Raw genomic sequence first — 21,354 nt, 5'->3', positions numbered from 1 at the left:
ACCGCAAGCAATGTCAGTCGGTCTCCGTAGACTGGGCCCCGTGAGCGAGCTCCCTCCAGACCACAACGCCGACGACCAGCCCGACCCCCTCACCGCCTTCGACGAGATCATCGCGGAGGAGACCGACCGCGACCCCGACCTCGCGGTCATCGAAGCCGGCAGCCGAACCCTGCGCACCCAGGGCGGCCCGCCCGACGCCGACATCCCCGCGCGCCCCGCCGACCCCGAGGTCGACAAGGCCCTGCGCGAGGTGGAGACAGAGCTCGCCACCCGCTGGGGCGAGACCAAGCTGGAACCCTCCGTCAGCCGTATCGCCGCGCTGATGGACGTGCTGGGGGAGCCGCAGCGGTCGTACCCGTCGATCCACATCACGGGCACGAACGGCAAGACCTCCACGGCCCGCATGATCGAGGCCCTGCTCGGCGCCTTCGAGCTGCGCACCGGCCGCTACACCTCGCCGCACGTGCAGTCGATCACCGAGCGCATCAGCCTCGACGGGGCCCCCATCGCGCCCGAGCGGTTCATCGAGACGTACCAGGACATCAAGCCGTACGTGGAGATGGTCGACGCCGCGCAGGAGTACCGGCTGTCGTTCTTCGAGGTGCTCACCGGTATGGCGTACGCGGCGTTCGCCGACGCCCCCGTGGACGTCGGCGTCGTCGAGGTCGGCATGGGCGGCTCCTGGGACGCCACGAATGTGATCGACGGGGATGTCGCCGTGGTCACGCCCATAGACCTCGACCACACCGACCGGCTCGGCTCCACGCACGCCGAGATCGCCACGGAGAAGGCCGGCATCATCAAGCAGGGTGCGACGGTCATCATGGCGCAGCAGCCGGTCGACGCCGCCCAGGTGCTGCTGAAGAAGGCCGTCGAGGTGGACGCGACGGTGGCCCGGGAGGGGCTGGAGTTCGGTGTCGTCGAGCGGCAGGTGGCCGTCGGCGGGCAGCTGGTGACGCTGCGCGGGCTCGGCGGCGAGTACCCCGAGGTGTACCTGCCGCTGCACGGCGCGCACCAGGCGCACAACGCGGCCGTCGCGCTCGCCGCCGTCGAGGCGTTCTTCGGTGTCGGCGCGCAGCGGCCCGACGCGCTGGACCTCGACACGGTCCGCAAGGCGTTCGCGGCCGTCGCCTCGCCGGGCCGGCTGGAGGTCGTGCGCCGGTCGCCGACGGTCGTGCTGGACGCCGCCCACAACCCGGCGGGTGCCCGGGCGGCGGCCGAGGCGATCGGGGAGGCGTTCCAGTTCAGCCGTCTCATCGGCGTGGTCGGCGCGAGCGGCGACAAGAACGTGCGGGGACTGCTGGAGGCCTTCGAGCCGGTGTTCGCCGAGGTCGTGGTCACGCAGAACTCCAGCCACCGCGCGATGGACGCCGACGAGCTCGCCGGTATCGCCGTGGAGGTGTTCGGCGAGGAGCGCGTCCAGGTCGAGCCGCGGCTGCCCGACGCGCTGGAGGCCGCGATCACCCTGGCCGAGGAGGAGGGCGAGTTCGCGGGCGGCGGTGTGCTCGTCACCGGTTCCGTCATCACCGTCGGCGAGGCCCGACTGCTCCTGGGGAGAGGCTGAGACACGTGCGCACGCTGTGTTCTTCGACCCTGATCGGCGAGTTCTTCGTCATCGGGTTCGCCGGTCTGGTCGCCATGAAGGACCCGGACCTGTCCATGACGGCCGTGTGGACGGTCAGCGGCATCGCGATGTTCCTGTGCCTGGTGCTGTGCGGTCTGGTGACGCGCCCGGGCGGGGTCGCCCTCGGCTGGGCACTGCAGATCGCGCTCATCGCGTCCGGGTTCATCGTGCCGACCATGTACTTCCTGGGCGCGATCTTCGCGGCGCTGTGGTGGGCGTCCGTGCACTACGGGCGGAAGGTGGACGCGGCGAAGGCCAGATTCGCGGCACAGGCGAACTCCTCCACACCTGACGCTGCGTAACGGGCGCCCCGACACGCCGGGTAATCTCGTCCCACCGCAAGACCTTCACCCACAAGGAGCCCGTCGTGAGCCAGCGCACCCTCGTCCTCCTCAAGCCCGACGCCGTCCGTCGAGGCCTGACAGGCGAGATCATCAGCCGCATCGAGCGCAAGGCGGGCTGGCGGATCACCGCGCTGGAGCTGCGCACCCTGGACCAGGACACGCTGGAGCAGCACTACGGCGAGCACAAGGGCAAGCCCTTCTACGAGCCGCTGGTGGAGTTCATGGCCTCCGGCCCGGTGGTGGCGCTGATCGTCGAGGGCGAGCGGGTCATCGAGGGGGTCCGCGGGCTGGCCGGCCCGACCGACCCGATCGCCGCGGCGCCCGGCTCCATCCGCGGTGACTACGGGGTGATCGTCCGGGAGAACCTGATCCACGCCTCCGACTCCGAGGAGTCCGCCGAGCGCGAGGTGAAGATTTTCTTCCCCGGTCGGGCATAGCGTCCGCACCTCACCAGCACATGCGTCGGGTCCGGGGGCGCAGGCCCCCGGACTGTGCGGCGTACGGGTGGCGATCGAGGGAACGATGGGCCCCGAACGCCCGTCTCCAGAAGCGAATGCCGTCGGCATCTGCTGACAATGGCGGAGACCCTCCCGCAGTGTTCGCGAAGGCGCGTCTACGATGGAAGCCTTCACGTCACAGCACCCACCTTTGCCTACCTGAAAAGCCCTCAAAAGCTAGTGGGAAGGCCAGACGAATCCTGATGGGGAACTCAATGTCGTTCATCGGCCGTGACATGGCTGTCGACCTCGGGACCGCCAACACGCTGGTGTACGTCAGGGGTCGCGGGATCGTACTCAACGAGCCGTCCGTCGTCGCGATCAACACCAACACCGGTGGCATCCTCGCGGTCGGCGCCGAAGCGAAGAAGATGATCGGGCGCACACCCGGCAACATCGTTGCCGTTCGTCCGCTGAAGGACGGCGTGATCGCCGACTTCGAGATCACCGAGCGGATGCTCCGCTACTTCATTCTGAAGATCCACAAGCGGCGGTATCTGGCTCGTCCGCGGGTCGTCGTCTGTGTGCCCTCGGGCATCACGGGCGTCGAACGCCGCGCCGTCATCGAGGCGTCGTCCCAGGCCGGCGCCCGCCAGGTGCACATCATCGAGGAGCCCATGGCCGCGGCCATCGGCTCCGGCCTGCCGGTCCACGAGGCCACGGGCAACATGGTGGTCGACATCGGCGGCGGCACCACGGAGGTCGCGGTCATCTCCCTCGGCGGCATCGTCACCGCCCAGTCCATCCGTGTCGCGGGCGACGAACTGGACAACGCGATCATCCAGCACATCAAGAAGGAGTACTCCCTCCTGCTGGGTGAGCGCACGGCCGAGCAGATCAAGATCACGATCGGTTCGGCGTACGACCTCGACACCGACGAGCACACCGAAATCCGCGGGCGGGACCTGGTGTCCGGGCTGCCGAAGACCGTCGTCATCTCCGCCGCCGAAGTCCGCAAGGCCATCGAGGAGCCGGTCAACGCGATCGTCGACGCCGTCAAGACGACCCTCGACAAGTGCCCGCCGGAGCTGTCCGGCGACATCATGGACCGAGGAATCGTTCTGACCGGCGGCGGCGCGCTGCTGCGGGGCCTCGACGAGCGGCTGCGCCGGGAGACCGGCATGCCGATCCACATCGCCGAGGACCCGCTGGACAGCGTGGCGCTCGGATCCGGAAAGTGCGTCGAGGAGTTCGAGGCGCTCCAGCAGGTGCTGGACGCCCAGCCGCGCAGATGACATAACTCTTCGATTCCGCCGTACGGGACGATCTCCTCTCGTACGGCGGATCGTTGATACATCTGCATAAGCTCCCACAAAGCAGCCCCTCGGGTTTCCCTGGGGCTTCCCGAATTCCTATGAGGAAGGGCACGGCCGCCGCACGTGAGGGACACACGAGAGAGCCGGCTGCTCCTGGTGCTGCTGATCGCCGTCGCGTTCGCGTTGATCACGGTGGACATCCGCGGTGGGGAGGACTCACCCGTCGACGGTGCCCGACAGGGCGCGGCGACGGTCTTCGGCCCGATCGAGAGCGGCGTCTCGGCCGCGGTCGACCCGGTCGGCAACGCGGTCTCCGCCATCCGCGACTCCGGTGAACGGCACGACCGGCTCGCCGCGCTGGAACAGGAGAACGCGGCCCTGAAGGCGCGGCTCGGCAGCGACGACCGCAGCCGCAGCCGCCTCAAGCAGCTCGACACGATGCTGAAGATCGCCGGCCGGGGCCAGTACGGCATCAAGGGCGCCCAGGTCATCGCCGTCGGAGCCGCGCAGGGCTTCTCCTGGACCATCACCATCGACGTGGGAGCCAGAGACGGCATCAAGCGCGACATGACCGTCCTGAACGGCGAGGGACTCGTCGGTCGCGTCACCACCGTCGGTCCCGACACGGCCACGGTCCTGCTGGCCAGCGACCCCGACTTCACGGTCGGCACCCGCATGGAGTCCGGCGACGAGCTCGGCTTCGCCTCCGGGCAGGGGGACCGCCCGCTGCGCGTCGAACTCCTCAACGGCAAGGCCGAGGTGAAGAAGGGCGACCGCCTGGTCACCTTCGGCTCGCAGGCCGACCGGCCGTTCGTGCCCGGGGTACCCGTCGGCGTGGTCTCCCGCGTCGACCCCTCCGGCGGCGACCTGACCCGCACGCTCTACGTCACGCCGTACGTCGGTTTCACCCAGCTCGACATCGTCGGTGTCGTCGTCGAGGCCCCGAAGAAGGACCCGCGTGACACGGTCCTCCCGCCCAAGCCCAAGCCGACCCCCCGGCCGACGGTGACGGTGACCGTGACGCCGTCGGCCGAGGCGCCCGTGGACGGCCAGAACCAGCAAGAGCAGTAGGAGCTGTCACCCCATGCGCGTCAACCGGATCCTGCTCTCCTCCGCCCTGGTCGTCGTCGCCCTGGTGATCCAGGTGAGCGTCCTCGCCCGCCTCCACCTGCCCGGCGCCGTGCCCGACCTGCTGCTGCTCACCGTGCTCGGCCTCGCGCTGGTGTACGGGCATGTGGGCGGCGCCCTGGTCGGCTTCGGGGCGGGCCTGCTCGCCGACCTGGCCCCGCCCGCCGACCACGCCGCCGGGCGCTACGCCCTCGTGCTGTGCGTCATCGGCTACCTCGCGGGCCTCGTGAAGCCCGAGACGGGCCAGCTGAAGTCCGCGACCGGCCCCATGGTCGTGGTGGTGGCCGCCGCGGTCGGCTCCACCCTGCTGTACGCCGGGGTCGGTGCCCTGGTCGGTGACGACGCCGCCCGCCATGTGGGCCTCGGGAGCCTGCTGTTCACGGCCGCCCTGTACGACCTGCTGCTCGCCCCGTTCGTCGTGCCGGGGATCATGGGCCTGGCCCGGCGCGCGGAGAACGATCCGCTCGCCGAGACCGGCTCCGCCGCCAAGTCCGCGGACATCTCCTCCGGCTGGCTCGCCGGCGGCACCGGACTGAAGATCGGCGGCCAGCGCAACGGGCTGCGGATGAGGGCGGCCCGGGCGCGGATGGCGCGGGCCGGGCGCATCAAGGGGGTCAAGCGGCTGTGACCGCAGGGAAGTTCACCCGAACGAGTCACTCCCGTAGGAACGCCGACGCGTGGGCCCGTCGTTCCTCACTCGTATCCGCACATCCGTGCCCCGACGCACCGTCACACCCGCACATCTGTACGCGCACCGAGAGGGGGAGGCGGCCGCAGTGACCAACATTCCCGAGACCGGCCGGAATCCACGGGTCCAGATCCGGCTCGTCGTCATCCAGGTCCTCGTCCTCTCCCTCCTGCTCACCCTCGGCGGCCGCCTGTGGTACCTCCAGATCCGTGAGGGCGCGGCCTACGCCAAGGAGGCCTCGGGCAACCACGTCCAGCAGGTCGTCCAGCCGGCCGTCCGCGGCTCCATCCTGGACGCCCGCGGCGTGGCCCTGGCGGACAACGAGACGCGGCTGGTGGTCTCCGCCTCCCGCACCGACCTGCTGAAGATGAAGGACGACGGCAAGGAAGTCCTCACCAAGCTCGCCAAGGTCCTGGGCATGACGCCCAAGGAGGTCCAGGCGAAGGTCCGGCTGTGCGACGCCGAAACGCCGCAGCCCTGCTGGAACGGCTCGCCGTACCAGCCCATCCCCATCACCGACGAGGCCACCGCCAAGCAGGCCCTGCAGATCCGCGAGCGCGCCGAGGACTTCCCCGGCATCACCGCCGAGCCGGAAGCCGTGCGCCGCTACCCGAGCCCGGGCAAGGCCAACACCGCCCAGGTCCTCGGCTACCTCTCGCCGGTCACCGACGAGGAGATCAAGAAGGCGCAGAACACCAACTCGCCGTACCTGCGCTCCGACCAGGTCGGCCGCTCCGGCCTGGAGCGCCAGTACGACAAGGCGCTGCGCGGCAAGGCCGGCGTCACCCGCTACGAGGTCGACAACCTCGGCCGGGTCATCGGCCAGGCCGAAGCCGACCCGGCCCACCCCGGCGACAACCTCATCACCAGCATCGACTCCCGGGTCCAGCGGATCGCCGAGTACCAGCTGAACGAGGCCATGAAGGAGGCCCGCCGGCAGCACGACCGCAACACCGGCACGAACTACAAGGCGGACTCCGGAGCCGTCGTCGTCATGGAGGCCAAGACGGGCCGCGTCGTGGCCATGGCGTCCAACCCGACGTACGACCCCAACGCCTGGGTGGGCGGCATCTCCGCCAAGGACTACGCACGCCTCACCGGCAAGACCTCCAACTACCCGCTCCTCAACCGTGCCATCCAGGGCCAGTCGGCGCCCGGCTCGATCTTCAAGGTCATCCCGACGGCCGCCGCGGTCAAGGCGGGCTACTCCTTCGACGGCCCGTACCAGTGCTCCAGCTCGTACTCGATCGGCGGCCAGGTCTTCAAGAACTTCGAGTCCAAGGGGTACGGCCCGATCAGCCTCGGCCGCGCCCTGGAAGTCTCCTGCGACACCGTCTTCTACCGGCTCTCCCACGAGGAGTGGAAGCGCGACGGCGGCACCAAGCCGAAGAAGAACGCCAACGACTGGTTCTACAAGACCGCCCACCAGTTCGGCCTCGGCAAGGAGACCGGCATCGACCTGCCCAACGAGGTCACCGGCCGCGTCCCCGACCGCCAGTGGAAGCTGGACTACTGGAAGGCCAACAAGGACGCCTGGTGCCGCACCGGCAAGCGCAACGGCAGCTACGCCGAGAAGATCGCCTACGAGAACTGCCTCGAAGGCAACCGCATGCGTGCCGGTGACTCCGTCAACTACTCCATCGGCCAGGGCGACACCCTCGTCACACCGATCCAGATGGCCACCATCTACGCGGCCATCTCCAACGGCGGCACGATGTACACCCCGTCGGTCGGCAAAGCCGTCATCAGCGCCGACGGCAAGACCGTCACGCCGATCAAGCCCAAGGCGCACGGCAAGCTCCCGCTGACCCAGAAGACGCGCAGCGAGATAAGCGAAGCCCTCGCGGGAGTCGCCACCCGCGGTACGGCCGCCTGGAGGTTCGGCGGCTGGCCGCAGGACAAGATCCCGATGCACGCCAAGACGGGTACCGCCGAGGTCTACGGCAAGCAGACGACCTCCTGGTTCGCCACGTACACCAAGGACTACGCGATCGTCATGACGATCTCCCAGGGTGGTACCGGCTCCGGCGCCTCCGGCCCCGCCGTCCGCAACATCTACAACGCGCTGTACGGCGTCTCCCCGGAAGGCGACATCGACCCCAAGAAGGCGCTGCTGCCCACCCCGCAGAAAGCCCTGCCGAAGGTCAAGACGGACGGCACCATCGCCTCCCCGAAGGTCTCCAAGGACCCGGCCAAGGACCAGCAGGCCAAGAAGGAGGACCCCAACGCCCCGGCCGACCCGCTCCAGCCGGCGACGGCGGCCCCGCCGACGCCGGAGAACCGTGACACCCGAAGGCGGCGCCGCCGGGGAAGCCGGAGGTTGCCAGCATGACCGGCGGTGTGAACAGCTTCCAGGTCTCCGGCTACGGGCCCGAGCGCTCCGGCTGGACGCGACTGCTGGCCCGTGACTCGGTGGCGCGGCGGCTCGACTGGCCGATCCTGCTGTCGGCGACGGCCCTGTCGCTGCTCGGCACGCTCCTCGTCTACTCGGCGACCCGCAACCGCACGGAGCTCAACCAGGGCGACCCGTACTACTTCCTCGTCCGGCACCTGCTGAACACCGGCATCGGCCTCGCCCTGATGGCCGCCACGATCTGGCTCGGCCACCGCGGCCTGCGCACCGCCGTGCCGGTCCTGTACGGCCTCTCGGTCCTGCTGATCCTGCTGGTGCTGACCCCGCTCGGCTCCACCATCAACGGCGCCCACTCCTGGATCCAGCTGCCCGGCGGCTTCTCGCTCCAGCCCTCGGAATTCGTGAAGGTCACGATCATCCTCGGCATGGCCATGCTGCTGGCGGCCCGGGTCGACGCGGGCGACAAGCAGTACCCCGACCACCGCACGGTCCTCCAGGCGCTCGGGCTGGCCGCCGTGCCGATGCTGATCGTGATGCTGATGCCCGACCTCGGGTCGGTCATGGTGATGGTCATCATCGTGCTCGGCGTGCTGCTGGCCTCCGGGGCATCCAACCGCTGGGTCTTCGGCCTGCTCGGCGCGGGCACGCTCGGCGCGGTCACCGTCTGGCAGCTCGGCGTGCTCGACGACTACCAGATCGCCCGCTTCGCCGCCTTCGCCAACCCCGAGCTCGACCCCGCCGGCGTCGGCTACAACACCAACCAGGCCCGGATCGCCATCGGATCGGGCGGCCTGACCGGCTCCGGGCTCTTCCACGGCTCGCAGACCACCGGCCAGTTCGTACCGGAACAACAGACGGACTTCGTCTTCACCGTGGCGGGGGAGGAGCTCGGCTTCCTCGGCGGAGGCCTGATCATCGCCCTCCTCGGCATCGTCCTGTGGCGGGCCTGCCGCATCGCCCGGGAGACCACCGACCTGTACGGCACGATCGTGGCCGCGGGCATCGTCGCCTGGTTCGCCTTCCAGACGTTCGAGAACATCGGCATGACGCTCGGCATCATGCCGGTCACCGGCCTGCCGCTGCCGTTCGTGTCGTACGGCGGATCGTCGATGTTCGCCGTGTGGATAGCGGTGGGCTTGTTGCAGTCGATCCGGGTGCAACGGCCGATGTCGGCATGACACCGCGCGGGGTGGCCCTCTGCCGCCCCGCGCCCCGGCCGACTAGATTCGGTGCATGGCGGACAGCAAGCGCGAGATCGAGCGGAAGTACGAGTCGGCCGACAGCGGGCCACCCGACCTCACCGGAGCGGCCGGGGTCGCGGCCGTCGTCGACCAGGGGGTGTCCCACCTCGACGCCACCTACTACGACACCCTCGACGAACGCCTCGCCGCGTCGTCCGTCACCCTGCGCCGCCGCACGGGCGGTTCCGACGCGGGCTGGCACCTCAAGTTCCCGGTCGCCCAAGACGTCCGAGACGAGATCCACGCCCCCCTCTCCGACACCCTCCCCGACGAACTCACCTCACTGGTCCGCTCCCGTGTCCGCGGCAGCGAGCTGCTCCCGGTGGTCCGGCTGCGCTCCGACCGCGACGTTCGCCATCTGCTCGACGCCGACGGCCGGCTCCTCGCCGAGATGAGCGTGGACGCCGTGCACGCCGAGCGGCTCACCGGCCGCGGCGGCGAAGCACGCTGGACCGAGATCGAGGTGGAACTCGCCGACGGAACGGACCCGGCCCTCCTCGACAAGCTGGAGAAGCGGTTGCGCAAGGCGGGCGTACGGCCCTCGGCGTCGTCGTCGAAGCTGGCCCGCGCCCTGCAGGAGACGGCACCGGTCGCGCGGCGCGCGTCCGCCCCCGGTAAACCGGTGACCGCCGGAGACCATGTGCTCGCCTACGTGCGCACCCAGCGCGACGCGATCGTCGAGCTCGACCCCGCCGTCCGCCGGGACGCCGAGGACTCCGTGCACAGCATGCGCGTGGCCACCCGCCGGCTGCGCAGCACCTTCAAGTCGTTCGGCGAGATCCTCGACCGGACCGTCACGGACCCCGTCGCCGACGAGCTGAAGTGGCTCGCCGGCGAGCTGGGCCTGGACCGCGACCGCGAGGTGCTGACCGAGCGGCTGACGGCGGCCGTCGACGAGGTGCCCGCCGGCCTGATCCGAGGCCCGGTCGCCGAGCGCCTGCGCTCCTGGTCCGGCGCCGAGCACAAAGGGGCCCGCGGCCGCCTCCTCGGCGTCCTCGACTCCCGCCGCTACCTCGCCCTGCTGGACACCCTCGACGCGCTGATCGCCGACCCGCCGCTGCTGAAGGCGGCCGGCAAGAAGCCCCGCAAGCCGATCGCCAAGGCCGCACGGAAGGACTTCCGGAAGGTGTCCCGGCTGATCGAGCAGGGCACGGACCTGGAACCCGGCACCGACCGGGACCTCGCGCTGCACGAGGCCCGCAAGAAGGCCAAGCGCACCCGCTACGCCGCGGAGGCGGCCGAACCCGTCCTGGGCAAGCCGGCCAAGACCATGGTCAAGTCCATGAAGTCGCTGCAGAACCTGCTCGGCGAACACCAGGACAGCGTGATGGCGCGCCGGAGCCTGCGCGAGCTGTCGGCGGTCGCCCACGCCGCGGGGGAGAGCGCCTTCACCTACGGCCTGCTCCATGAACGCGAGGAGCAGCGGGCCGCACGCGTGGAGGCCGAACTGCCCGGGTTCTGGGACGGGATCAAGGACGGTGCGGCGGACCTCTGACCTTCGGGCGTACGAAGGCCCCGCGCGATCGCGTTAGTCTGGATGGTCACCCCTGTCCGTTCAGTCCAGCTCACGAAGGTGCGCGACATGCCTGCCGAAGTCGCTGCGTCGGTTTTCCCGCAGCTCGAAGCTCTGCTCCCGCATGTGCAGAAGCCGATCCAGTACGTCGGCGGAGAGCTCAACTCCACGGTCAAGGACTGGGACTCCTGCGACGTCCGCTGGGCGCTCATGTACCCGGACGCCTACGAGGTCGGTCTGCCCAACCAGGGCGTCATGATCCTGTACGAGGTGCTCAACGAGCAGCAGGGCGTCCTCGCCGAGCGCACGTACAGCGTGTGGCCCGACCTCGAGGAGCTCATGCGGGAGCATCACGTCCCGCAGTTCACGGTGGACAGCCACCGGCCCGTGAAGGCCTTCGACGTGTTCGGCCTGTCCTTCTCCACGGAGCTGGGCTACACGAACATGCTGGCCGCCCTCGACCTCGCCGGCATCCCCCTGGAGGCCAGTGACCGCGGCCTGGACGACCCGATCGTCCTGGCCGGCGGTCACGCCGCGTTCAACCCCGAGCCCATCGCCGACTTCATCGACTGCGCCGTGATCGGGGACGGTGAGCAGGCGGTCCTGGAGATCACCGCCATCGTCCGCGCCTGGAAGGCCGAGGGCCGCCCCGGAGGCCGTGAGGAACTGCTGTTCCGCCTGGCGAAGACGGGCGGGGTGTACGTCCCGGGCTTCTACGACGTCGAGTACCTGCCCGACGGCCGTATCGCCCGTGTCGTACCCAAGCGCAGCGGCGTGCCGTGGCGGGTCTCCAAGCACACCGTCATGGACCTCGACGAGTGGCCGTACCCCAAGCAGCCCCTCGTCCCGCTGGCCGAGACGGTCCACGAGCGCATGTCGGTGGAGATCTTCCGCGGCTGCACCCGCGGCTGCCGCTTCTGCCAGGCCGGCATGATCACGCGCCCGGTGCGCGAGCGCTCCATCACCGGCATCGGCGACATGGTCGAGCAGGGCCTGAAGGCCACGGGCTTCGAGGAGGTGGGCCTGCTGTCCCTCTCCTCGGCCGACCACACGGAGATCGGCGACATCGCCAAGGGCCTCGCCGACCGCTACGAGGACGACAAGATCGGCCTCTCGCTGCCCTCCACCCGCGTGGACGCCTTCAACATCGACTTGGCGAACGAGCTGACCAGGAACGGCCGACGCTCGGGCCTCACCTTCGCCCCCGAGGGCGGCTCGGAACGCATCCGCAAGGTCATCAACAAGATGGTCTCGGAAGAGGATCTGATCCGCACGGTCGCCACCGCGTACGGCAACGGCTGGCGCCAGGTGAAGCTGTACTTCATGTGCGGCCTGCCGACGGAGACCGACGACGACGTCCTCCAGATCGCCGACATGGCGACCCGGGTGATCGCCAAGGGCCGCGAGGTCTCCCGCTCGAACGACATCCGCTGCACGGTCTCGATCGGCGGCTTCGTCCCCAAGCCCCACACACCCTTCCAGTGGGCCCCGCAGCTCTCCGCGGAGGAGACGGACGCCCGTCTGCAGAAGCTGCGGGACAAGATCCGCGGCGACAAGAAGTACGGCCGCTCCATCGGCTTCCGCTACCACGACGGCAAGCCGGGCATCGTCGAGGGCCTCCTCTCCCGGGGCGACCGCCGCATCGGTGCGGTCATCCGCGCGGTGTACGACGACGGCGGCCGCTTCGACGGCTGGCGCGAGCACTTCTCGTACGACCGCTGGATGGCCTGCGCCGACAAGGCCCTCGCGTCGTTCGGTGTCGACGTCGACTGGTACACCACCCGCGAGCGCACCTACGAGGAGGTCCTCCCCTGGGACCACCTCGACTCCGGCCTGGACAAGGAATGGCTCTGGGAGGACTGGCAGGACGCCCTCGACGAGACCGAGGTCGACGACTGCCGCTGGACGCCTTGCTTCGACTGTGGGGTGTGTCCGCAGATGGACACCGCCATTCAAATCGGCCCGACCGGGAAGAAGCTGCTGCCTCTGACGGTCAAGAACGCGGCGCCGGAGCCGAGCGGTCACTCGCACTGAGGTGAGCGACGCGTTGCGGCGCACCGTCGACGCCTTGTCGGACATCGGCGAGGGCGACAGGACGGCGGTGCTGAGGGCGCTCGGCGCTGAGGGCAGGCGGCAGGGGCTCGCTCGGGACACCCCGAGAACGCCTCTGCCGCTTCCTGGAGGCTCTTCCGGGATTCAGTCCGAGGTGGAGTGGGTCTGAGCGCCATTACTCCTTGGAGGGCTGGACACGAAGGCTGTCGCCTGAGTGGCTGCTCTCCGTTCGCGGGGTGGCTCACAGCTTCCTAGCGTGGCGGTATCCGCTACCGAGGAGGCGACATGGCAGCGAGTGAGCCGCCTGCTAGCGGGCCTCGGTCGGGAAGTCCGGGCGATGGTTCTCCCCCTTCCGGGCAGTGGACATCTCCGCCTGGGCCGCCGCAGAAGAAGCAGCGGAGCCGTGGCTGTCTTTGGGGGTGTGTCGGCGCATTGGCGGCGGTGATCGTCATCCTCATTGTCGTGCTGATGGTCGCGCTGGGCGATGACGATGAGAGCACGACTCCTGCGCCCACACGGACCCCCACCACGAAGACGGCGCAGGAGCAGACGCCGGCACCCCCGGGTGAACGGGCCGACCTCACCAGTTTCGAGCTGGACGACCGCTCGGAAGCCGGTATTACCAATATCTGGCTCGTTTGGACGATCAAGAACAGCAGCAGCGAGAAGTCCGACTATTCATGGGAGTGGGAGGCGGTCGACGCCGACGGCACTCGCGTGGCGAACGGCTCGCAAGTGGAGACCGACGTGCAACCTGGCCAGACCGCCGAGGGTGAGTTCCCCACGACGCTCAAGACCGTGGAGGGCATCAAACTCAACATCACCAGCTTCAACCGCACTGTCAGCTACTGAGCAGGTCGTTGAGCCCGTCGAAGACCCACTCGAGTCGGACTGGCTCGGAAGTTGTCCGTAGGCACGACGCCGCAGATGGACACCGCCATTCAAATCGGCCCGACCGGGAAGAAGCTGCTGCCTCTGACGGTCAAGAACGCGGCGCCGGAGCCGAGCGGTCACTCGCACTGAGGTGAGCCACGCTCGCTGAAGCGTTTCTGGCGACTATTGAGCCCCCTCCGGCCCGGCGGGGGCTCAGTGGCGTCGGCGGTCGCGCCTCACGCGCGGGCGTCGCGGGAGGTGAGAGGCCCGTCTCGCGGGGGACCCGCTGGGCAGGTCGGGTTGGCGACGCTCCCCCGGGGGGCCCACCCGGCCAGGTTCCCCCGGTTCAGACTGTGTGCTGGGGGAGCCGTCCGATGGTGGGATGCCCGTGTCGGCGTCTCCGGGTTCTTCTCGTGCGACGTGCGACGTGCGACGTGCGACGTGCGGTGGACGGCGAGCGGACGTGCGGGTCGGCTCCTCGGCGCTCGGCGGCACCGAGGTGCGCATCTGGATCCAGCTGGACGGCCGCGCCCCCGCGGGCCGGGGCACCGCCGGATGCGGCGGGCGGATGTCGGCCGCGTCGCAGCCGCCGCGCCGTCGCCCGGCCGTTCCGGTGCGGTGCGGTGCGGTGCGGTGCGGTGCTCCAGCGTCATCGTCTCGACCGGTCGCACGCCTTGATGTGTGCGCGCGGTAGTCCGCCTCTTGTGTCATCTATCGAATCTCGATAGATTTCCATCGTGGCTCGATCGAAGGAGTGGTGATGGGGAAGCTGGCCGTGGCGGCGTTGCGTGGGGTGCTCGTGGTGCTGATCGCCGGGTCGTTGTTCGTGCAGGGGGTGATGGTGCCGCTGCTGGCCGTCGACATGAACGGGCTCAAGCCCGAGTACGCCTATCTGCGGACCCCGATCCTGGTCATCACGGTCCTCGGCGTCGTGACCGCCCAGGTCGTCGTGGTGTGCGTGTGGCGCCTGGTGACGATGGTGCGGCGAGGCACGGTGTTCTCCACCGCCGCCTTCCGCTACGTGCACATCGTGATCGGGGCGTTCGTGGCGGCCGCCCTGCTGGTCTTCGCGCTCGCGGTCGTGCTCGCGCCGGGCGAGGCGGTCGCTCCCGGGGTGGTCCTGCTGCTGTGCGGGGTCGTCGTGGCGGTGCTGGGCGTCGCGCTCATCGTGCTCGTGCTGCGGATGCTGCTCGCGCAGGCCGTCGCGCGCGACATCGAGGCGGCACGGATGCAGGCCGAGCTGGAAGAGGTCATCTGATGCCGATCGCCGTCGACATCGACGTGATGCTGGCCAAGCGGAAGATGTCCGTGGGCGAACTGGCGGAACGCGTCGGCATCACCCCCGCCAACCTGGCGGTCCTCAAGAACGGCCGCGCCAAGGCGGTCCGCTTCTCCACTCTCGCCGCGCTCTGCGAGGTGCTGGAGTGCCAGCCGGGAGATCTGCTGCGCTGGGAGACGGACGGGGCCGCGGACCCGACAATGCCCTGATGGAGAACATCAGCATCCGTCCCGCCCGGCCCGCCGAACTGGCCACTGTGGCCACCCTCCGGTGGGAGTGGTTCGTCGAGAACGGCTCGGCGGACCTCGGTGAGCGCGACGACTTCGTACGGCACTTCGTCGCCTGGGCCGGGGAGAACGCCGGCTCACACCGCTGCATGGTCCTGGTCCGGGACGACCGAGTCATCGGCATGGCCTGGCTCGCGGTGGTGCAGCGGGTGCCCACGCCCGGGGCACCGCGGCGGGCCTCCGGAGACCTCCAGTGCGTGTACGTCGTACCCGAGGCGCGGGACGGCGGGCTGGGCGGGCGGCTCATCCGGGCCGTGCTGGACGGAGCCCGCGAGCTCGGGCTGGAGCGCGTGACCGTGCACTCCAGTCCGCGCGCCGTTCCCGCGTACGCCCGCAGCGGCTTCCAGAAGTCGCGGCGGCTGCTCCAGGCGCAGGTCGGCCGCGTGTGAGCCGTAGGGTCACACGGCCGAGCCGAAGAACTGCGGGAGAGCGGGGCGGGGCTGTGCGGTGCTGCATCCGGACGAGGCGCTGAGGCGTCTACGACGGTATGGATCTGGAGAAGCGTCCCCGCGAGAGTTCCGGCACGCGGGTCGGCCCGCTCGAGCGGCGCGCCGCCGAGCGGCCTGTCCGGCGGGAGCCGGAGGCGTCCGGGGGCTGCCTCGCCGTCGCGATCCGGATTCCCGTACGGATCATCGTGCTCGTGCTGGTCGTCCCGGTGCGGATGCTGTGGGACGTGCTCGTCGTGACCGGACGGTTCCTGAACGACGTGCTGCTGCGGCCGCTCGGGCGGGCGCTGCTGTGGCTCGCGCGGGCGGTGTTCGTCTGGCCCTTCGTGGGACTGTGGCGCTACGTCGTCGTCCCCGTGGGCAAGACCCTCGGCTGGCTCGGGAACGTCCTCGTCGTGGTGCCCCTGGTGTGGCTGTACCGACATGTGCTGACCCCCGTGGGGCACGCGATCGCGTGGGTCGCCCGGGGCTTCGGGGCCGTACTCGGCTGGATCGCGCGGGGTGTGGGAGCGGCGCTCGGCTGGGTGTACACGCACCTGCTCACTCCCCTCGGGCACGCGGTGAGCCGGGTCCTGAAGGGGCTCGGCGCCGGGCTGGCAGCGCTCGGCATCGGGGTCTGGGCGGTCGTTGCCTGGCTGGCGAAGTACCTCGTCGCCGTGCCCGCCGGCTGGCTGTACACCTGGGTGCTCGCACCTTTCGGCGGCGCGGTCTCCTGGTGCGGTGACGGCCTCCTGTGGCTGGTGAGCATGATCGTCACCGGGATCGGCACGGCTCTCTACTGGATCGCCCGCGTCGTGCTCGTCCTGCCCGCGCTCGGCCTCTGGCGATGGATCCTCACCCCCGTCGGACGAGTGCTCGCCGCCATCGGGAGGGAGGTGTGGGACGCCCTCGGCCATGCCTGGCGCGTCTCCGGGTACATCTCGCTCGCCGTCGGGCGGTTCCTCGGCACCCTCCTCCGGTGGATCTTCGTCGAACCGGTCCGCTGGATGTACCGCAGCGTGCTGACGCCCGTCGGACACGTCGTGCGGGACACCGTCCTGCGGCCGGCCGCTCAGGCCGCCCGCGGTGTGGGGCGGGCCACCCGGCAGGCGCTGGCCGCCGCGCGGCAGACCCGCGCCGACATCCGGCGGATGCTCTTCGGTGAACCGCGGCAGCCGCTGCCGGCCGACCGGAGGGAACCTTCCGGGCGCGAGGCACGTAGTCTTGGTAGGAGTACGACCGCTCTCACGAAGGACTGAACGACACTGGGCAAGCGACAGCCCGAAGGCCCGCCGCCCGCACCCGCGGTGCAGCGCATCCGACTGCGCTACACCAAGCGCGGCCGCCTCCGGTTCACCAGCCACCGTGACTTCCAGCGCGCCTTCGAGCGTGCGTTGCGCCGCGCCGAGGTGCCGATGGCCTACTCGGCGGGCTTCACACCGCACCCGAAGGTGTCGTACGCCAATGCCGCACCCACCGGTACGGGCAGTGAGGCGGAATACCTGGAGATCGCGCTCACCGCGCCCCGCGACCCGGAGCAGCTCAGGGCCCTTCTCGACGATTCGCTGCCCACCGGGCTCGACATCATCGAGGCGGTCGAGGCCCGCACCTCGGGACTCGCCGACCGGCTGACGGCTTCCGTCTGGGAGCTCCGGCTGGACGGAGTGCCGCCGGAGGAGGCCCGCCGAGCGGCGGACGCCTTCAACGCGGCCGAGACCGTCGAGGTCCAGCGCCTCGCCAAGAACGGCGTGCGCACGTTCGACGCCCGCTCCGCCGTCGCGAGCCTGGAGGTTCGCGGCCTCGAGGAAACACACAGTTCGCAGGCTGATAGGCCGACCGACCAGCCCTGTGCGATACTGCGGCTGGTTGTTCGGCACGTGACGCCTGCCGTACGACCCGACGACGTCCTGTCCGGTCTTCGCGCCGTGGCCGACCTGGCGCCGCCGGTCCCCGCAGCGGTGACCAGGCTGGCGCAGGGGCTGTTCGATGAAGAGACCGGCACGGTGACCGACCCGCTCGCGCCCGACCGCGAGGCAGTCGAGGCCCTCACAACGGCCGAACCGACTGCCGCCGCGACGGCGCCGGCGTAAGGAAGGTCCCGCGAAGGGACGGACGTCGTAGCGCCGCCCTCGGACTCGGGAGCCACCTGGGTCGGGCAGCGGTACCGACCAGAAGACTTTCGCCAGGCCGTGCGCATTCGGCGTACGGAACCGGCGAGACAGGACACAGCGAGCTCCCGTGCGGCGCCCGCGCCCCGGACGGCGGCGAACGCGCTCTGCGCGCGCCGCGGACGTCACCGGCATCGCCGGGCCAGGCGCGGCGCCCGGGAGCCTGACGGGAGATAAGCCCGCATGCTCGAACCGACCGAACCCACAGAGGGTTCCGAACAGAACACTCCGAGCGACACGCTGCCGCCTCGCCGGCGGCGCCGTGCCGCGTCCCGCCCGGCGGGTCCGCCCGCCGGCGGTTCCTCCGACGCGTCGGCGGAGACCGTCGCACCGGCCGTACCGGCCGCTGATGCGGAGGAACTCGCGGCTGAGGCGGTGGAGACCGACGAGGTCGGGGAAACCGTCGCCGAGACACCCCAGGCCGCCGCACCGTCGCCCGAGGCGGTGGAGAGCGGCGAGGACGCCGCGCCCGCCGGGCGCAAGCGGCGCCGCGCCGTGCGTCGCGCTTCCGCGCCGGTCGGCGCTCCTGCGGACGCGGAGGCCGCGGAGACCGTGGTCCCGGTGACCGCCGCCGCTCCCACCGACCCCGGGGCGACCGAGCCGGCCCAGGCCGACGAGCCGGCCCAGGCCGACGAGCCCGCCGAGACGCCCGAGATCGCCGCCCCCAAGCGCACCCGGCGCCGTGCCACGCGCACCGTCACCTCGCCCGCCGCCACCGCGGCCGAGACGGTGGAGGCAGCGGCCGAGGCCCGAGCCCCGGAACCGTCGGTCGTGACCGACAGCGCGGAGGCGGCGGAGAGCGCCGCGGCGGCCGACAGCGCCGAGGCCGTTGAAGAGGCTGCTCCGCGTCGGACTCGCCGACGTGCCTCACGACGGGCGTCCGCGCCCGCCGGGGCGCCTTCCGCCGCGGACGCGGTGCAGGGCGACGCCGAGGAGGCGAAGGCACCCGTGACCGAGAATTCCGCCGCCGAGCCCGCCCGTGCGTCCGAGGCCACCGCCTCCGAGGCCACCGCGTCCGAGGCCATGGCTTCGGAGACCCCCGCCGAGACCGCCCCCGCCGACGAGCCGGCCGAGGAGGCCGGTCCGCGTCGCCGTCGTCGAGTCGTGCGCCGGGCCGCCAGTGGCTTCGCCGAGCCCGCCCAGTCCGCCAAGGGCGCGAAGGCCTCGAAGGCCGCCGACCGGGCGAGCGCGAGTGCGGCCGACAGCGACAGCGAGGCGCCGTCGCGTCCGAGGCGGCCCGCCGTCGCGCTGTTCCAGGCGCCCGTCTTCACCGAGCCCCAGTTCCAGACGCCGGAGCGGGCCGCCGTCGCGGCCGCCGCCGAGGCGGCGGGGGCGACGGAGCCCGAAGAGATCGAGGAGATCGAGGAGATCGAGGAGTCCGCGCCGGCCGAGGCCCAGCGCGAGGAGCCGACCGGTGGTTCGCGTCGCCGCCGCCGGCGCCGGGGTGCCGGCGACGAGTCCGGGGTCCCGGCCCCCGAGACCATTGCCGTCGACACCGCCGCCGACGAGCCGGAGGATGCCGACGAGTCCGCCGAGGACCAGGCCGACGGCGACGACCAGGAGGACGAGTCCGAGGGCACCGGCTCGCGCCGCCGCCGTCGCCGGGGTGGTCGCCGCCGTCGGCGTGGCGAGTCGGCCGAGTCCGACGGCGAGGACGCCGAGTCCGAACAGAGCGCCGCGCAGGACCAGGACACCGAGGACGGGGCCGAGGAGGACGACGAGGACTCCGAGGACGCCGCCGACCGTGACGAGTCCGGCGGTGGCTCCAGCAGCAGCCGCCGTCGCCGTCGCCGCCGTCGCCGTGCCGGGGACTCCGGCACCGACCCCGAGCCGTCCGACGACGACCCGGAGCGCACGGTCGTCAAGGTCCGCGAGCCCCGCCCCAAGGCCGAGCCGTCCGACGAGGTGCAGTCCATCAAGGGCTCGACCCGCCTGGAGGCCAAGAAGCAGCGCCGCCGCGAAGGTCGCGAGCAGGGCCGCCGTCGGGTACCGATCATCACCGAGGCCGAGTTCCTGGCCCGCCGCGAGGCCGTCGAGCGCGTGATGGTCGTGCGCCAGCACGGCGACCGCACGCAGATCGGCGTCCTCGAGGACGACGTGCTCGTCGAGCACTACGTCAACAAGGAGCAGTCGACCTCGTACGTCGGCAACGTCTACCTCGGCAAGGTGCAGAACGTGCTGCCGTCGATGGAGGCCGCCTTCATCGACATCGGCAAGGGCCGCAACGCCGTGCTGTACGCGGGTGAGGTCAACTTCGAGGCGCTGGGCATGGCCCACGGGCCGCGGCGCATCGAGTCCGCCCTCAAGTCCGGCCAGTCGGTGCTCGTCCAGGTGACGAAGGACCCGATCGGTCACAAGGGCGCCCGCCTGACCAGCCAGGTCTCCCTGCCGGGCCGTTACCTCGTGTATGTGCCCGAGGGCTCCATGACCGGCATCAGCCGCAAGCTGCCGGACACCGAGCGGGCCCGGCTGAAGACCATCCTCAAGAAGATCGTCCCCGAGGACGCGGGCGTCATCGTGCGCACCGCCGCCGAGGGCGCGAGCGAGGACGAGCTGCGCCGGGACGTCGAGCGGCTGCAGCAGCAGTGGGAGGACATCCAGAAGAAGGCCAAGAGCGGCAACGCTCCGACGCTGCTGTACGGCGAGCCGGACATGACCGTCCGGGTCGTGCGCGACATCTTCAACGAGGACTTCTCCAAGGTCGTCGTCAGCGGTGACGAGGCGTGGTCGACCATCCACGGCTACGTCGCGCACGTCGCGCCGGACCTCGCCGAGCGGCTGTCGAAGTGGACCTCCGAGGTCGACGTCTTCGCCACGTACCGGATCGACGAGCAGCTCGCCAAGGCCCTCGATCGCAAGGTCTGGCTGCCCAGCGGCGGTTCGCTGGTGATCGACCGGACCGAGGCGATGGTCGTCGTCGACGTGAACACCGGAAAGTTCACCGGTCAGGGCGGGAACCTCGAGGAGACCGTCACCAGGAACAACCTGGAGGCGGCCGAGGAGATCGTGCGTCAGCTGCGGCTGCGCGACCTCGGCGGCATCATCGTCATCGACTTCATCGACATGGTGCTGGAGTCCAACCGGGACCTGGTGCTGCGGCGCCTGCTGGAGTGCCTGGGCCGGGACCGTACGAAGCACCAGGTCGCCGAGGTGACCTCGCTGGGGCTCGTGCAGATGACCCGCAAGCGGGTCGGACAGGGCCTGCTGGAGTCCTTCTCCGAGACCTGCGTCCACTGCAACGGGCGCGGTGTCATCGTGCACATGGAGCAGCCGACGGCCCCCGGTGGCGGTGGCAAGCGCAAGAAACGCGCGCGTGCCGGTGCCGCCGAGCAGCCCCACGTCCACGAGGCCGTCGTCGAGACCGCCGAGGAGGAGGCCGAGACGGAGGCCGAGATCGGAGCCGAGGCCGCCGAGCCGATCGCGCTGCCCGAACCGGTCTTCGAGCCCGACGAGGAGCTGTACAACAGCGTCGCCGAGGCGGAGGCCGCGGCCGGCCGCGGGCGGACCCGACGCCGGGTGAGCCGGCGGGCGTCGGCTCCGGCGGGTTCCCCGCGCGGTGAGGCGGCGGAGCCCACGGCGGAGCAGGGCAGGGACAAGGCCCGGCGCGGCAGGGGCAGGGCCGAGCA

17 protein-coding genes are annotated in these 21,354 nt (G+C 70.8%); all 17 read left to right on the top strand.

The annotated features are described in order from the left end of the window. Positions 1 to 40: 40 nt before the first annotated feature. Complete coding sequence (gene folC, locus ABTX62_RS20230; protein WP_352117447.1) at positions 41 to 1,564, top strand: bifunctional tetrahydrofolate synthase/dihydrofolate synthase; 1,524 nt, start codon at positions 41 to 43, stop codon at positions 1,562 to 1,564. 5 nt (positions 1,565 to 1,569) lie between these two features. Further along, positions 1,570 to 1,926, top strand: a complete 357-nt coding sequence (locus ABTX62_RS20225) for a DUF4233 domain-containing protein (RefSeq protein ID WP_352117446.1) — start codon at positions 1,570 to 1,572, stop codon at positions 1,924 to 1,926. Between the two features lie 65 nt (positions 1,927 to 1,991). Next, positions 1,992 to 2,405 carry a nucleoside-diphosphate kinase gene (gene ndk, locus ABTX62_RS20220; RefSeq protein WP_352117445.1) on the top strand — a complete coding sequence of 138 codons (414 nt, stop codon included), beginning with the start codon at positions 1,992 to 1,994 and terminating at the stop codon, positions 2,403 to 2,405. A 275-nt stretch (positions 2,406 to 2,680) separates the two neighbouring features. After that, positions 2,681 to 3,700, top strand: coding sequence for a rod shape-determining protein (locus ABTX62_RS20215; RefSeq protein ID WP_006133575.1), 1,020 nt, complete (start codon positions 2,681 to 2,683; stop codon positions 3,698 to 3,700). 144 nt (positions 3,701 to 3,844) lie between these two features. Then, positions 3,845 to 4,792: a rod shape-determining protein MreC gene (gene mreC / locus ABTX62_RS20210; RefSeq protein ID WP_352117444.1), complete on the top strand. Its 948-nt coding sequence runs from the start codon at positions 3,845 to 3,847 to the stop codon at positions 4,790 to 4,792. Between the two features lie 13 nt (positions 4,793 to 4,805). After that, complete coding sequence (gene mreD / locus ABTX62_RS20205; protein WP_352117443.1) at positions 4,806 to 5,477, top strand: rod shape-determining protein MreD; 672 nt, start codon at positions 4,806 to 4,808, stop codon at positions 5,475 to 5,477. A 148-nt stretch (positions 5,478 to 5,625) separates the two neighbouring features. After that, the gene (mrdA, locus tag ABTX62_RS20200) at positions 5,626 to 7,869 is read left to right on the top strand and encodes a penicillin-binding protein 2 (protein WP_352117442.1); all 2,244 of its coding nucleotides are present in this window, start codon (positions 5,626 to 5,628) and stop codon (positions 7,867 to 7,869) included. Then, the gene (gene rodA, locus ABTX62_RS20195) at positions 7,866 to 9,068 is read left to right on the top strand and encodes a rod shape-determining protein RodA (protein ID WP_352117441.1); all 1,203 of its coding nucleotides are present in this window, start codon (positions 7,866 to 7,868) and stop codon (positions 9,066 to 9,068) included. Before mrdA ends, rodA begins: the two co-directional genes overlap by 4 nt. Positions 9,069 to 9,123: 55 nt before the next feature. Further along, positions 9,124 to 10,626: a CYTH and CHAD domain-containing protein gene (locus ABTX62_RS20190; RefSeq protein WP_352117440.1), complete on the top strand. Its 1,503-nt coding sequence runs from the start codon at positions 9,124 to 9,126 to the stop codon at positions 10,624 to 10,626. Between the two features lie 87 nt (positions 10,627 to 10,713). Further along, a complete protein-coding gene (locus ABTX62_RS20185) occupies positions 10,714 to 12,678 on the top strand; it encodes a TIGR03960 family B12-binding radical SAM protein (protein WP_352117439.1) in 1,965 nt (654 codons plus the stop codon). A 459-nt stretch (positions 12,679 to 13,137) separates the two neighbouring features. After that, the gene (locus ABTX62_RS20180) at positions 13,138 to 13,548 is read left to right on the top strand and encodes a hypothetical protein (RefSeq protein ID WP_352117438.1); all 411 of its coding nucleotides are present in this window, start codon (positions 13,138 to 13,140) and stop codon (positions 13,546 to 13,548) included. A 781-nt stretch (positions 13,549 to 14,329) separates the two neighbouring features. After that, on the top strand, positions 14,330 to 14,827 hold the full coding sequence (locus ABTX62_RS20170; protein ID WP_352117437.1) for a DUF2975 domain-containing protein: 498 nt from the start codon (positions 14,330 to 14,332) through the stop codon (positions 14,825 to 14,827). Continuing rightward, a complete protein-coding gene (locus ABTX62_RS20165; protein WP_104780597.1) occupies positions 14,827 to 15,057 on the top strand; it encodes a helix-turn-helix domain-containing protein in 231 nt (76 codons plus the stop codon). Before ABTX62_RS20170 ends, ABTX62_RS20165 begins: the two co-directional genes overlap by 1 nt. Further along, positions 15,057 to 15,524, top strand: a complete 468-nt coding sequence (locus ABTX62_RS20160; protein ID WP_352117436.1) for a GNAT family N-acetyltransferase — start codon at positions 15,057 to 15,059, stop codon at positions 15,522 to 15,524. The genes ABTX62_RS20165 and ABTX62_RS20160 overlap by 1 nt, the downstream gene beginning before the upstream one ends. 98 nt (positions 15,525 to 15,622) lie before the next feature. Beyond that, positions 15,623 to 16,819 carry a phage tail tape measure protein gene (locus ABTX62_RS20155; RefSeq protein WP_352117435.1) on the top strand — a complete coding sequence of 399 codons (1,197 nt, stop codon included), beginning with the start codon at positions 15,623 to 15,625 and terminating at the stop codon, positions 16,817 to 16,819. Positions 16,820 to 16,867: 48 nt separating this feature from the next. Further along, positions 16,868 to 17,650, top strand: coding sequence for a TIGR03936 family radical SAM-associated protein (locus ABTX62_RS20150; protein ID WP_352117434.1), 783 nt, complete (start codon positions 16,868 to 16,870; stop codon positions 17,648 to 17,650). A 261-nt stretch (positions 17,651 to 17,911) separates the two neighbouring features. Continuing rightward, the coding region (locus tag ABTX62_RS20145) for an Rne/Rng family ribonuclease (protein WP_352117433.1) at positions 17,912 to 21,354 on the top strand (3,443 nt) is incomplete at its 3' end.

This window comes from Streptomyces sp. NPDC096046 (genome assembly GCF_040303285.1).
In the GTDB taxonomy this organism is placed as follows: domain Bacteria; phylum Actinomycetota; class Actinomycetes; order Streptomycetales; family Streptomycetaceae; genus Streptomyces.
The sequence above is the reverse complement of the archived record's forward strand: the minus strand, read 5'-3'. Positions and strand labels throughout refer to the sequence as shown.